Raw genomic sequence first — 13,610 nt, forward strand, 5'->3', positions numbered from 1 at the left:
GCCCGCCGCGAGGCGGTATGGGGGGCGGACGTTTCCTTTCGGGGCGAGAAGTGATAGGTGGTCCGAACGAACTCCACTTCGAACGCACGAGGCACCCCATGTCCAACAGACTGCCCTGGCCGGAATATTTCATGCGCATCGCCCACCTGGTGGCCCAGCGCTCCACCTGCACCCGCCGCGCGGTGGGGGCCATCGCCGTGCGCGACAAACGCATCCTGGCCACCGGCTACAACGGCGTGCCCACCAACATCGCCCACTGCGACGTGGTCGGCTGCCTGCGCGACCAGCTCGGCATCCCCTCGGGCGAACGGCACGAGCTGTGCCGGGGGCTGCACGCCGAACAGAACGTCATCATCCAGGCGGCCACCAACAACCTGGACCTCAAGGGGTGCGACATCTACTGCACCACCAAGCCCTGCATCCTGTGCACCAAGATGCTCATCAACTGCGGCGTGCAGAACATCTATTATTCCGAAAACTACCCCGACGAGCTGTCCGAGGCCATGCTTCAGGAAGCCGGAGTGAACCATGTCTTCATGGAAGGCGACTTCAGCTAGCGAGGGCTTCATGGCCCGGGCCGTGGAACTGGCCGGACGCGGCCGGGGGGCCACGGCCCCGAACCCGTGCGTCGGGGCCGTGCTGGTCCGCGACGGCGTCATCGTGGCCGAGGGATGGCACACCCGATTCGGCAGGCTCCACGCCGAGCGCGAGTGCCTGGCCGACGCCCGGCGCAAGGGCGTGGACCCGCGCGGGGCGGCCATGTACGTCACGCTCGAACCGTGCAACCACCACGGCAAGACCCCGCCATGCACCGAGGCCCTCATCGAGGCGGGCGTGGCCGAGGTCTTCGTCGGCACCCGCGACCCCAACCCGGTGGCCGCGGGCGGCGTGGAGAAACTCCGCGCCCACGGCATCGAGGTCACCGTGGGCGTGCTCGAACAGCCCTGCCGGGACCTCATCGCCGACTTCCTGCTCTGGCAGAACACCCACTCCTGCTACAACATCGTCAAGATGGCGGCCACCCTGGACGGCAAGATCGCGGCCGCCGCGCGCAGGCCCGAGCCGGTGTCCTGCCCCGAGTCCCTCGCCCGGGTCCACGACCTGCGCGCCCTGGCCGGAGCGGTCATCGTCGGCGGCAACACCTTCTACGCCGACAACCCGAGCCTGACCTGCCGGAAAAAGGACCTGCCCCCGGACTTCGTCCAGCCCTTCGGCGTGATCGTGACCTCGCGCCTGCCCGACGACCCGAGCCGCTTCACCCTGCTGCGCGAGCGGCCGGAGCGGGCCATCTTCATGACCTCCAAGACCGCGGCCCACAGCCCCCAGGCCGACGTCCTGCGACGGCGCGGCACCTCGGTCTGGCCCATGCCCGGCCGGGCCGGTTCCCTGGTCCTGGCCTGCGGCTTCGAGCGGCTGCGCTACGACTGCGGCTGCCACTACACCCTGTGCGAGGGCGGCGGCCGGTTCGCCCTGGCCCTCATCGAGCAGGGACTGGCCGACGAGCTCGTTCATTTCGTGGCCCCGCGCATCCTGGGCGACGATGCCGCCCCGTCGGCCTACTCCGGCCGGGACAACGTGCCCATGGCCGAGGCCCTGGACTTCCGCATCGCCGATTTCGAGCCCGTGGGCACGGATATCATGCTCACCCTGCGCCGCCGCTAGCCCCCCCGCCGTCGGCGGTCACCCGCTGTCCCGAACGGGTTAACCGATTTACAGCCACGGCTTCTCCTGCTACAGGTCGGATCATGCCCGCCCGTCAACCTTTTTCCGCCCATCCCTCCGCCAACGCGCCCGGCGCATCGCGTCCCGGCCCCCTCGCGGCCCTGCTCCTCTGCGCCCTGCTCCTGCTCCCGGCAACGGGCCGGGCCGGTTCCCCGGCCGTGGCGCTGATGGGCTACACCTGGCTGACCGAGGAATACTACCCGTTCAACTACACCGAGAACGGCCGCATCAAGGGGGTCTCGGCGGACCTCCTGCGCATGGTCTGGGACGAGCTCGGCATTCCCCCGCAGACCATCGAGTCCATGCCCTGGGCCAGGGCCTTCGAGCGCATGGAGCATGAGCCCGGCATCGTGCTCTTCTGCATGGCCCGGACCCCGGAGCGCGAGCACGCCTTCCGCTGGGCCGGTCCCATCGCCCAGGTCCGCTTCGCGCTCATCGCCCGCAAGGACCGCCACGTCCGCATGGACAGCCTGGACGACATCAAGGGGCTTTCCGTGGGCACCCTGCGCGAGGACATCTCGGACACCCTGCTCGCCGACTACCGGGGGACGGCCAGCATCCAGCCCGTGGCCCACATGCACCAGAACATCAGCAAGCTGATGACCAACCGCCTGGACCTGGTGGCCTACGAGGAGACCTCCTGGCGCAAGATCGCCGCCCGCCACGATCTGGACCCCGATGCGTTCGAGACCGTCTACGTCCTGCGGGAGACGCCGGTCTACTACGCCTTCCGCGCGGACACGCCCGCCGAAGTGGTGGCCGCCTTCCAGGCCGCCCTGGACCGGGTCAAGGCCCGGCCCGCCTACCAACGGCTGCTCGACGCCTACCTGCGCTAGCGCCCGGATTTACACCCGCCCCCCGGCCTGCTACAACGGGGCCGAACAACAAAACGAGGTAGTTATTCCATGTTCACCGGACTGATACTGGGCATGGGCCGCATCGAGGCCGCCGAGGCCAGGGGCTCGGAGACGCGCTTCCGCATCCGGGCCCTGTTCGACCTGCACGACATCGAACTGGGCGAATCCATCGCCGTGAACGGCGTGTGCCTGACCGTGGAGACCTTCGGCGACCACTGGTTCACCTGCTACGCCAGCCGCGAGACCCTGTCCGTGACCAGCCTGGGCGGGCTGCGCCCCGGCGGCACGGTCAACCTGGAGCGGGCCCTGGCCCTGGGCGAGCGCTTCGGCGGCCACATGGTGGCCGGGCACGTGGACTGTCTGGCCGAAGTGGCCGAGGTGCGCCCGGCGGGCGAATCGAAGATCTACCGCCTGACCTTCGACGCGGCCCACGGCCGCTACGTCATCCCCAAGGGGTCCGTGGCCCTGGACGGCATCAGCCTGACGGTCAACGCCTGCGCCCCCACCTGGCTGGAGGTCAACATCATCCCCGAGACGCAGCGGGTGACGACCATTTCGGGCTGGTCGCCCGGCACCAAGGTCAATATGGAGACCGATGTCATCGGCAAGTATGTGGAGCGGATGGTCCAACCGTGGACCGGCGGGGGTGACGCCGCCGGAGGCGGCACGTCCGGCGGCATCACCATGGAGTTTTTGCGGAAGAACGGCTTCTAGCCGGAGTTTTTTTGATAGCCCCCTGCGGTGGGGCAGGAGAAGGCACGCCTTGGCGTGCCTTTTTTGTTGGGGAAGAAAGAGGGCGGTTTTCGTGGAGACGTGGTCCTGACGGGAGAGGCTTCGAGAGCCTTTTGCCCTGCGAGGAGAGCCGCTGTGCTGGCTGCGCCCGCACGATGCTCCATGCCCTCCCGGCGGGGTCCATTTTTTTGCTGGCCCAAAAAAATAGACGAAAAAAAGGGCCTTGCGGGGTACGCGGCCGCCCGGGGAGGGGGCGCAAGAATCCGATCCGCTCGGGGCGGCTCCACCTGAGCAAAAGTATCGTGCGGCTCCCGGAGCCGGATGGCCCCATTTGAGGAAAACCGAGCTTCGGCAAGACAAGAGCCGCCACCCCTTCGCGGTCGGCTTCTACGCGCCCCCTCCAGGGCTGAGACGGTGCGGAGAAGAGGTGCTGCTGGACGCGAAGGAGCGGGCTGAAATGCGAGACAGAGAGCCGCTATCGGGTGCCTGAAGCACCCTACTCGCACCAACAGCGCGATTTGCAGGCTCTCAATTGTGGATACGGGCCAAAGACGTAAATTCATATTGGAAGAGCCCCAAAAATGGGAGGGGAATGCAGTCCCTTCTCCAGCCCATCATCTGGATTTCCTCCGCACATAGCCGCAGATGCGCGGCCCACCCCAACCGCGCTAGCCCCTCTTCGTACCCGGCAATCCGCCCTGGCCCACCCCTCACACCCGGAGAGCGGTAGTCGGCGGCGGACCCTAGAGCCCGTGTTCGGCGGCGGGAGCGCAGGTTTGAGCGCGTCTGCGCAGCAGACATTCGCTCACAACCAGCGGGAGCCGCCTACGGGCTCTTGGGTCCGCCGGCGCGCGGCAGCACCGAAGCGCAGTTTTTGCTTCCTTTTTTCTGCGCCGGCAAGAAAGGAAGTCGCCGTAAAGGCGAAATACAATGTAAGGAGGACAACCCAAAGCCCGGTCGCGGATGCGCGGCCCGACCAACAAGCTACTCCCTCTTAAGCTCGCTGCCGGGCGCGAATGAAAAAAGGGCCGGGAGGTTCACCCTCCCGGCCCTTTTTTCATTCGCGTTTGGCGGCGGTTAGCCGACCACGATGTTGACCAGCTTGTTGGGGATGACGATGACCTTGCGGACCGTCTTGCCCTCCATGAACTTCTGGACGTTCTCCAGGTCCATGGCGAGCTTCTCCACCTCGGCCTGGGGGGCGTTGTTCGGGGCCTCGAATTTGCCGCGCACCTTGCCGTTGACCTGGACGACCAGGGTCACCTCGTCCAGGACCAGGGCCTTCTCGTCGAAGGTCGGCCAGGGCTGGGCGGTCAGGTGGACCGTGTGGCCGAGCGCGGCCCACAGCTCCTCGCAGATGTGCGGGGCCACCGGGGAGAGCAGGGTCACGGCCGTGGCGATGGCCGAGGACAGGGCCGCCGGGTCGGTCTCCTTGAGCTCGTCCTTGACCTGGTACAGCTCGTTGACCAGCTCCATGATGGCCGCGATGACCGTGTTGAACTGGAACTCGTTCTCGATGTCGCGGGTGGTCCTGCGGATGGTGTCGTGCTCCTTGAAGCGCAGCCCCTTGGCCGCGTCGTTCGCGGGCTTGTCGTGGGAGCCGGGCATCATGGGCGTGAGCACGTCCTCCAGCTCCTCCACCAGCCGCCACAGCCGGGACAGGAAGCGGTACGCGCCGTCGATGCCCTGGTCGGACCACTCCAGCTCCTTGACCGGCGGGGAGGCGAAGAGAATGAACAGCCTGGTGGCGTCCGCGCCGTACTGGTTGATCATGGCGTTGGGGTCGACCACGTTGCCCTTGGACTTGGACATCTTGCCGCCGTCCTTGAGGACCATGCCCTGGGTCAGCAGGTTGGCGAAGGGCTCGCTGTTGGTGACATAGCCGCAGTCGCGCAACGCCTTGGTGAAGAACCGGGAGTAGAGCAGGTGCAGGATGGCGTGCTCGATGCCGCCGATGTACTGGTCCACGTTCATCCAGTAGTTCAGGTGCTCGGCGCCCAGGGCTTCGGTCTCGTTGCGCGGGTCGCAGTAGCGCATGTAGTACCAGGAGGACTCGAAAAAGGTGTCGAAGGTGTCGGTCTCGCGCCGGGCGGGCTTGCCGCACTTGGGGCAGGTGCAGTTGACGAACTCCTCCATGGTCGGCAGGGGCGACTTGCCGTCCTTGCGCACCTGGGCGTTCTCGGGCAGCAGGATCGGCAGGTCCTTCTCGGGCACCGGGACCACGCCGCAGTCGTCGCAATAGATGACCGGGATGGGCGCGCCCCAGAAGCGCTGGCGCGAGACGTTCCAGTCGCGCAGCCGGTAGTTGACGGCCATCTTGCCCTTGCCGGACTTGTCCAGGTGCTCGACGATGGCCTTCTTGGCGTCCTCGTTGGGCATGCCGTCGAACTCGCCCGAGTGGATCAGGAAGCCGGGCGCGGTGTACGCCTCGGTCAGGTTCGCGGCGTCGAGCTTTTCGCCCTTGGCCTGGAGTTCCGGCGGATTGATGACCGCCTGCATGGGCAGCTTGTACTTGGTGGCGAACTCGAAGTCGCGCTGGTCGTGGGCGGGCACGGCCATGACCGCGCCGGTGCCGTAGCCCATGAGCACGAAGTTGGCGACGTAGATGGGCAGGTCCCTGCCGGTCACCGGGTTGACGCAGTACTTGCCGGTGAAGACGCCCTCCTTCTCCAGGTCGTCGGCCCCGCGCTTAATGCGGTCCATGTTCCGGATGTTGGTCACGAAGGCTTCGATCTCACCCTTGTTCGGGGCGTCGGCGATGAATTTCTCGACCATGGGATGCTCGGCGGCCACGGACATGAAGGTCGCGCCGTACAGGGTGTCCGGCCGGGTGGTGAAGACGTCGATGGTCGCGTCCATGTCCTTGACCTGGAAGGTCAGCTCCGCGCCGTAGGACTTGCCGATCCAGTTGCGCTGCATGGTCAGCACGCGCTCGGGCCAGCCGCCCTCCAGGGAGTCGAGGTCGGCCAGCAGCTCGTCGGCGTAGTCGGTGATGCGCAGGAACCACTGCTCCATGTCCTTCTGCTCCACCTCGGTGTCGCAGCGCCAGCACAGGCCGTCCTCGACCTGCTCGTTGGCCAGCACGGTGTTGCAGGTCGGGCACCAGTTCTGCGGGGAGTCCTTGCGGTAGGCCAGCCCCTTTTCCAGGAACCGGAGGAAAAACATCTGCTCCCACTTGTAGTACTCGGGGCGGCAGGTGGCGATCTCGCGCCGCCAGTCGTAGGAATAGCCCAGCCGCTTCAGCTGCGCACGCATCTCGGCGATGTTCTGGTAGGTCCAGGTGGCCGGATGGGTCTCGTGCTTGATGGCCGCGTTCTCGGCGGGCAGGCCGAAGGCGTCCCAGCCCATGGGGTGCAGAACGTTGAATCCCTGCATGGTCTTGAACCGCGCCACCACGTCGCCGATGGAGTAGTTGCGCACGTGGCCCATGTGGATCTTGCCGGACGGATAGGGGAACATCTCCAGCACGTAGTACTTGGGTCTGGACGGGTCGGTCTCCACCTGGAAGCAGCCGGACTCCTTCCAGATGGCCTGCCATTTCTTCTCGATGTCCTCGGGAGAATATTTGCCTAATGCCATGGTGATCTTTCCTACTTGGATCGTTTCGTCCCCGGAGGCGGGCCGGATGGCCGGGCCGCGCCGGGTTGTGGGGGCGGTCAGTTGCGGTTCCGGGTCTTGGCCACGCCGTCCAGAATGCCGTTGACGAAGGAGCGGGACTTGTCGTCGCCGAAGGTCTTGGACAGCTCGATGGCCTCGTTGATGGCCGCCTTGACCGGGATGTCGGTGAAGAGCATCTCGTACAGGGAGAGGCGCAGGATGGACAGCTCCACCATGGCGATGCGCTCGATCTTCCAGTGCTGGGAGTGTTCCTCGATGGTCCTGTCGATGTCGTGCAGGTTCACGCTCACGCCCCGGACCAGGTCGCGGGCGAAGGCCCGCGCTGTCTCGGACTCCTGCTCGACGACCATGGGGTTGAGGTCGAACAGGGTGTCCATGTCCAGGGGGTTTTCCTTGTCTAGGAAATGCGTGGAGTAGAGCACCTGAAAGGCCAGGGTGCGCCCCACCCTGCGTATGCCGGGCCGATTGCCCTTTGATTTCGATGTCATGGGCTAGAGCTGCTCCAACACCCGGATGGTCTCGAGCACGGCGGACGCGGCCTCCACGCCCTTGTTGCCGCCCTTGGAACCGGCCCGTTCGATGGCCTGGTCCAGGGAGTCGCAGGTCAGCAGGCCGAAGCCCATGGGCACGCCGGACTCCATGGTGGCATGGGCCACGCCCTTGGCGCACTCGCTGCACACGTAGTCGAAGTGCGGGGTGGCGCCCCGGATGACCGCGCCGAGCACGACGATGCCGTCGTACTTGCCGGACCGGGCCAGCTTCTGCGCACCGATGGGCAGTTCGAAGGCGCCGGGCAGGCGGACCAGGGTCAGGTCGTCCTCGGCCGCGCCGTGGCGGACCAGGTAGTCCACGGCCCCGGAGATGAGGCGGTCAACGATGAAGTCGTTGAACCGGGCGGCCACGATGGCGATCTTGAGTCCCTTGGCGTCCAGCAGTCCTTCGATGGTCTTCACGGACATGTTCTGTTCTCCCTACTGTATGAAATATATAGCGGTGTAATATGTTATCGCTTCCCCAAAAGTCAACTTGGGGCGTTTACTTCCCGTCCACCTTGAGGAGGTGGTGCATCTTGTCGCGCTTGGTCTTGAGGTAGCGCTCGTTGAGCTCGCACGCGCCGACCTCAATGGGCACGCGCTCGACCACCTCCAGGCCGTAGCCCTCCAGGCCGACCATCTTCTTGGGATTGTTGGTCATGAGCCGCATCTTGGACACGCCGAGCGCCACCAGGATCTGGGCGCCGGTGCCGTACTCGCGCATGTCCGGCGGGAAGCCCAGCTTGACGTTGGCCTCGACCGTGTCGAGGCCCTGGTCCTGGAGGTGATAGGCCCGGATCTTGTTGCCCAGGCCGATGCCGCGCCCTTCCTGGCGCATGTACACGAGCACGCCCTTGCCCTCGTTGCGGATCATGCACATGGCATCCTGGAGCTGGGGACCGCAGTCGCAGCGCAGGGAGCCGAACACGTCGCCGGTCAGGCACTCGGAGTGGACCCGGACCAGGGTTGGCTGGTCGGGGTGGATGTCGCCCATGTACAGGGCGATGTGGGTCTTGCCGTCGGCCTCGGAATAGAAGGCCGCGGACTCGAAGTTGCCCCAGCGGGTGGGCAGGTGCGCCTCGCCCACCTTGGTCACGGACTTGCCGTCGAACTTCATGCGGTAGGCGATCAGGTCGGCCACGGAGCAGATCTTCAGCCCGTGCTTCGCGGCGTATTTCTCGAGGTCGGGCATGCGCGCCATGGTCCCGTCCTCGTTCATGATCTCGCAGATGACCGCGGCGGGCTTGAACCCGGCCAAGCGGGCGATGTCGCTGCCGCCCTCGGTCTGGCCCGCGCGGACCAGCACGCCGCCGTCCTTGGCCCGCAGGGGGAAGATGTGGCCCGGGGTGACGATGGACTCGGGCCCGGCCCCGTCGGCCACTGCGGCCAGCACGGTGGTGGCCCGGTCCTTGGCCGAGATGCCGGTGGTCACGCCCTCGCGCGCCTCGATGGAAACCGTGAAGTTGGTGCCGAAGCCGGACTCGTTCTTCTTGGTCATCAGCTCCAGGCCCAGGGCGTCGGCCATGTCGTTGGACATGGGCAGGCAGATGAGCCCGCGCCCGTAGGTGGCCATGAAATTGATCGCCTCGGGCGTGACCGCCTCGGCGGCGCAGACCAGGTCGCCCTCGTTCTCGCGGTCCTCGTCGTCCACCATGATGACCATGCGGCCCTGGCGGATATCCTCAATGGCTTCTTCGATCTTGCAAAGGGACATGCTGTTACCTCGATGATGATTTACCCTGATGGGCGCGGAAAATACGCGCCCGGCGCCATCCGGCGGGGAACCAATGTACTTAGCGTAAATGGCTGCGCGGGGAAAGGGGAAAATTCCCCAGATAAAGCGTATGTATATCAGATGGTTGTAGAATCGATGAAACGGAAGGTCCGCGTCCGGCTCCGGCCGTCCCCCCCGCCGCGGGCGATCTGCCGCGCGGGACGCCGTCACCCGTCCGGTCAGACCAGGGTCAGCTGGCGCTCGTGCTCGACCGCGTGCACGGCCACCTGGTTGCGGCCGTTCAGCTTGGCCCGGTGCATGGCCCGGTCCGCCGCCGCGACCAACGCGTCGCGCAGGGTCCCCCGGCCCGGACGGACCGAGGCCAGGTCGGCCACGCCGCAGGAGATGGTCACCTTGACCTCCGGGCCCTCCAGGCTGATGTCGTTGACCTCCACGACCATGCGCAGCTTTTCGGCGGCCCGGGCGGCCTGGCCCGCGCAGGTCTCGGGCAGGATGATCATGAACTCCTCGCCGCCGTAGCGCGCGGCCACATCCGAGGCGCGGATGTTGGCGGCCAGGAGCCGGGCCACCTCGGCCAGGGTCTGGTCGCCCAGGGGATGGCCGAAGGCGTCGTTGACCCCCTTGAACCGGTCCAGGTCGACCATGACCAGGGAGAGCCTGTTGCCGTACCGCCCGGCGCGGCTGATCTCCTGGTCCAACCGGTCGAAGAACCAGTTCCGGTTGGGCAGGCCGGTCAGGTCGTCGTGGGTGGTCAGGGCGGCGATCTTGTCGTTGGCCCCCTCCAGCAGACGCATGAACCGCGAGGCGCAGAACAGGGCGATGGCCAGGACCAGAATCGAGCCGGTCAGCAGGGCGGCCACGGCCCAGGAACGGGCCGGAAGCAGGGAGACCGGGAGCAGGGCAAGGACGACGACGGCCACGGACAGGCCGCACTGGAGCAGGAAAATCCGCCACGCCTGGCTGCGCAGAAGGCTCTTGCTGGTCTGGGTCATGCGGGGCTTCCTTTGTTCGCTGATATAGGGTGACCGCATTCTACGCGGATCGCGAAAAAAGAAAAGAGGGCGCGCCCCGCCGTGGCCCGGCCGGGAGGTCCGAAGTCATGACGGCCGCCCGCCGGGACGGCCGTCGCAACAGGCCCGGCGGTCCGGGTCAGGCCAGGGCCAGGCCCGGCGCGGACCGGAGCACGGGCCGGGCCGGAAACGCGCGCCCGGACACGAGCCCGTCCAGCAGGGCCTCCTGGCGCGAGGACAGGGCCGCGCGGTCCAGGCTGCGTCCGGCGTCGAAGATGCCGACCACCTCCTCGATGACCGTCACGCTGCGCGCCCGGCGGCGCCACTCGGCCATGTTCCGCAGGCAGGAGTCCGGAGCGGAACCGTGCCGCCAGCCGCCGCAGCGGTCCACCACCAGGCTGCGCGACAGGCACAGGCAGAGCAGGTCCAGGTTGCCCGGCCGGACCAGGGGCCCGTCGTCGAAGGCGGGCAGCCAGGGCTGGTCCAGGGCGAGCTGGGCGTCGATGCGCCCGATGACCATCTCGGCGTCCCGGTGCCGGAGGTACCGGCTCAGGCTGCACGGCTTGAGTTCGTTGTCATCGTCCAGGAAGATGACCTTCTCGCCGCCCGAGAACTTGAGCAGGGTGTCGCGCACCCCGCAGCCCCGGTTGCGGTCGCCCGGCAGGCTGAAGGTCCGCACCGGGTAGGCGCAGTCCGGGGCCGCGCCCCGGACCCCGTCGAAGCCGAGGAGGATTTCCAGTTGGTTGCATGCCAGCCCGGCGAACCGGGCCGCCCGCTCCACGGACGCCACCGCGTTGCGCAGGGCGTTGGGCCGGTTCCCGGCCGTGGGCGTTATGATAGAAAACAGCATATCGCCGTCCATGGCCATAGCGTTGTCTCCCTCCCGCGTCCATGCGGGGGTTGGCGGGGCGATGCCGCCCCTCGTGATGCGTTTCGCGAAGCCCGGAAAGGTCCCGGTGCTCCCTTCTCCGTATCGGAGGACGGCCCGTTTTGTTTAGGGTCGACCGGGCATTTATTTGCCGTTGCCGACGACGCGCGGTCTGGGGATCGATCAGAATTTCAGCCCGATACGCAGCTTCCATGGCGGACGGGGCCAACCGGCCCCGCACCTCCGGGCCCCGCCGCCGGGCGGCTGGACCTTTGCCGCGAATCCCTTTATCGTTCGGCATCATCGAACCCCTGGAGAAACCAATGTCCCTGCTTCGATACATGGCGCTCTTCCTGCTGCTGGCCCTGGCCGGCTGCGGCTATTCCTTCGGCGAGGGCGGCACCTCGGTGCTCGCCCCGCAGTACCGCACCGTGGCCGTGGACGAGATCCACAACCCGACCACCCTGGCCTGGCTCGAGCCGCGCCTGCGAAAACTCCTGCGCGACGAGCTGCACAATCGCGGGACCATCACCTGGGTGGACGACAAGGACAAGGCCGACGCCCTGATCACCATCGACGTCGAACGCTACTACCGGCCCACCGCCGTGGAGGATGCCGACGAGCGTACCCTGCTGACCGAGGCCGTCTTCCGCTTCAACGCGACCATCCGGTCCGCCACGGACGACTCGGAGCTCTGGAACTCGGGCAGCATCACCGAGCACTGGCCCTACGACTACGGCAGCGGCCAGGAGGCGGACATGGAGGTCACCCGGCGCGGCATCCAGGTCCTGGCGGACCGCATGACCCAGGACTACTAGACACGGAAGGACCATGGCCAACCGCCCCCGATACCTCTTTCTCATCTGCCCCGACCCCCAGCTGATCAAGGGGCAGATCGACGAGCGCCTTAAACAGTCCGGCCAGGACGGCTGGGCGCTCAAGCCCTTCTGGGGGGACGACGACGAGCCCCTGCCCCCGACCTTCTGGACCGACCTGACCATCAAGTCCCTCTTCCCCCAACCCAAGGCCCTCATCGTGCGCCGCGCCCACGCCCTCAAGGCGGACCAGTGGGACAAGCTCGACGCCTCGGTACGGGGGGTGGGCGACGACGTCTACCCGATCTTCTGCCTCGAAGGGGAATGGAAGGCCAAGAAAGCCCCCATCCCGCCCGCCCTGTCCCGGCGCAATCTCTACAAGAAGGCGCGCGACGCGGGCTGGGTCTGGGAATCCGCCGGGCTGGACCAGCGCTCCCTGACCGACTTCGTCAAGGCCTGGGCCGCCAAGGCCGGGCTGACCTTCGAGCCGGGCGCGGGCCAGGCCCTGACCATGGCCCTGCCCACGGACGCCGTGGCCGCCCGCCTGGAGCTGGACAAGATGGAGCTGGCCGCCGGAGACGACCGGATCGTGCGCAAGGAGCACGTCTCCCTGGTCGCCCCCACGGGCGAGATGCCCTTCTTCGACCTCATGGACGCGCTGGGCAGACCCGGCGCCGAGGCCTCGGTCTGGAAGCGGGTCCTCGACGACCACGACAAATCCGCCAAGGACCAGATGCTCTTCAACCTGATCGGCTTCCTGGCCAGCCAGGCGCGCATGTATTGGCTCCTGGCCCACGGCGGCAAGGCCGCGGGCAGCCCGTTCATGCTCCAGAAAAAGGCCCCGGTGGCCAAGCGCCTCGGCGCGCGCGGCATCGCCCGCATGATCGACCTGGCCATGGAGGCCGAACTCTCCCTCAAGACCGGCGAACGCAAGTACGAGGAGGCCCTGGACATGCTCATGGCCGGGCTGATCGACCTGTTCCAGCCCAAGACCCAGGCCCGCCGGTACTGACCATGCCCGATGCGCCCAAGACCGCCCCGCACTATACCGGCCACCGCCAGCGCCTCAAGGCCCGGCTCAAGGACAACCCGCGCTCCCTGGCCGACTACGAAATCCTCGAACTGCTCCTGGCCCTGACCCTGCCCCGCCGCGACACCAAGCCCCCGGCCAAGGCCCTCATCGAACGCTTCGGCTCCCTCAAGGAGGCGGTCCTGGCCCGGCCCGATCAGCTCGACGGCATCACGGGCCTCGGCCCTGCCGTCCAGTCCCAATGGGCGCTCCTCCAGGAACTCCACGCCCGCCTGGGCGAGGCCGAAGCCCGGCGCGGCCAGACCGTCAGCGGCCCCGACAGCCTGGCCAGGGCGGCCATGGCCCGGCTCGGACACAAGGACACCGAGGAGTTCTGGGCCGTGTTCCTGGACACCAAGAACCGCGTCATGGCCTGGGAACAGATGAGCAAGGGCACCACCAATGCCACGGCCATCTTCCCGCGCGAGATCGCGGCCGCCGCCCTCAAGCTCGAAGCCACCAACGTCATCCTCGTCCACAACCACCCCGGCGGCGGCAGCGACCCGTCCGGCGCGGACATCCTGCTGACCGACAAGGTCGTCGAGGCCTGCGCCAGCCTGGACATCGCCGTGCGCGACCACATCATCGTCACCGACCACGACTACTACAGCTTCAACGAGTTCGGGAGGCTCTAGATGCGCGAGCTGTCCG

General features: G+C 67.1%; 13 protein-coding genes. 7 read left to right on the forward strand and 6 right to left on the reverse strand.

From position 1 onward, the window contains the following. The first annotated feature begins 98 nt into the window (after nucleotides 1-98). From DND132_RS08485 to DND132_RS08500, 4 genes are all read left to right on the forward strand, one after another. Nucleotides 99-557, forward strand: a complete 459-nt coding sequence (locus tag DND132_RS08485; RefSeq protein WP_014322310.1) for a deoxycytidylate deaminase — start codon at nucleotides 99-101, stop codon at nucleotides 555-557. Next, complete coding sequence (gene ribD / locus DND132_RS08490) at nucleotides 529-1,662, forward strand: bifunctional diaminohydroxyphosphoribosylaminopyrimidine deaminase/5-amino-6-(5-phosphoribosylamino)uracil reductase RibD (protein WP_148266968.1); 1,134 nt, start codon at nucleotides 529-531, stop codon at nucleotides 1,660-1,662. The genes DND132_RS08485 and ribD overlap by 29 nt, the downstream gene beginning before the upstream one ends. 83 nt (nucleotides 1,663-1,745) lie before the next feature. Then, on the forward strand, nucleotides 1,746-2,558 hold the full coding sequence (locus DND132_RS08495; protein WP_014322312.1) for a substrate-binding periplasmic protein: 813 nt from the start codon (nucleotides 1,746-1,748) through the stop codon (nucleotides 2,556-2,558). A gap of 69 nt (nucleotides 2,559-2,627) precedes the next feature. Further along, the gene (locus tag DND132_RS08500; protein ID WP_014322313.1) at nucleotides 2,628-3,293 is read left to right on the forward strand and encodes a riboflavin synthase; all 666 of its coding nucleotides are present in this window, start codon (nucleotides 2,628-2,630) and stop codon (nucleotides 3,291-3,293) included. 1,095 nt (nucleotides 3,294-4,388) lie between these two features. Here the strand turns inward: DND132_RS08500 and leuS are convergent. The 6 genes from leuS to DND132_RS08530 form a co-directional block, all read right to left on the reverse strand. Continuing rightward, on the reverse strand, nucleotides 4,389-6,890 hold the full coding sequence (leuS, locus tag DND132_RS08505; protein WP_014322315.1) for a leucine--tRNA ligase: 2,502 nt from the start codon (nucleotides 6,888-6,890) through the stop codon (nucleotides 4,389-4,391). Nucleotides 6,891-6,967: 77 nt separating this feature from the next. Continuing rightward, a complete protein-coding gene (gene nusB, locus DND132_RS08510; protein WP_014322316.1) occupies nucleotides 6,968-7,417 on the reverse strand; it encodes a transcription antitermination factor NusB in 450 nt (149 codons plus the stop codon). 3 nt (nucleotides 7,418-7,420) lie between these two features. Further along, entirely contained in the window at nucleotides 7,421-7,888 is a 468-nt protein-coding gene (gene ribH / locus DND132_RS08515; RefSeq protein ID WP_014322317.1) for a 6,7-dimethyl-8-ribityllumazine synthase, read from the reverse strand. Between the two features lie 76 nt (nucleotides 7,889-7,964). Then, the gene (locus DND132_RS08520; protein WP_014322318.1) at nucleotides 7,965-9,176 is read right to left on the reverse strand and encodes a bifunctional 3,4-dihydroxy-2-butanone-4-phosphate synthase/GTP cyclohydrolase II; all 1,212 of its coding nucleotides are present in this window, start codon (nucleotides 9,174-9,176) and stop codon (nucleotides 7,965-7,967) included. A 239-nt stretch (nucleotides 9,177-9,415) separates the two neighbouring features. Beyond that, on the reverse strand, nucleotides 9,416-10,189 hold the full coding sequence (locus tag DND132_RS08525) for a GGDEF domain-containing protein (RefSeq protein WP_014322319.1): 774 nt from the start codon (nucleotides 10,187-10,189) through the stop codon (nucleotides 9,416-9,418). Between the two features lie 157 nt (nucleotides 10,190-10,346). Further along, on the reverse strand, nucleotides 10,347-11,057 hold the full coding sequence (locus tag DND132_RS08530) for a glycosyltransferase family A protein (RefSeq protein ID WP_238528367.1): 711 nt from the start codon (nucleotides 11,055-11,057) through the stop codon (nucleotides 10,347-10,349). 341 nt (nucleotides 11,058-11,398) lie between these two features. Here DND132_RS08530 and lptE point away from each other — a divergent pair, with 341 nt between their 5' ends. Genes lptE through radC form a run of 3 tightly spaced genes read left to right on the forward strand, consistent with a single transcriptional unit; the run spans nucleotide 11,399 to nucleotide 13,594 of the window. Further along, nucleotides 11,399-11,893, forward strand: a complete 495-nt coding sequence (gene lptE / locus DND132_RS08535; protein WP_014322321.1) for an LPS assembly lipoprotein LptE — start codon at nucleotides 11,399-11,401, stop codon at nucleotides 11,891-11,893. 13 nt (nucleotides 11,894-11,906) lie between these two features. Continuing rightward, entirely contained in the window at nucleotides 11,907-12,902 is a 996-nt protein-coding gene (locus DND132_RS08540) for a DNA polymerase III subunit delta (protein ID WP_014322322.1), read from the forward strand. 2 nt (nucleotides 12,903-12,904) lie between these two features. After that, on the forward strand, nucleotides 12,905-13,594 hold the full coding sequence (gene radC / locus DND132_RS08545; RefSeq protein WP_014322323.1) for a RadC family protein: 690 nt from the start codon (nucleotides 12,905-12,907) through the stop codon (nucleotides 13,592-13,594). Nucleotides 13,595-13,610: the final 16 nt, after the last annotated feature.

It is taken from the genome of Pseudodesulfovibrio mercurii (assembly GCF_000189295.2).
GTDB classification, from domain to species: Bacteria; Desulfobacterota; Desulfovibrionia; order Desulfovibrionales; family Desulfovibrionaceae; genus Pseudodesulfovibrio; species Pseudodesulfovibrio mercurii.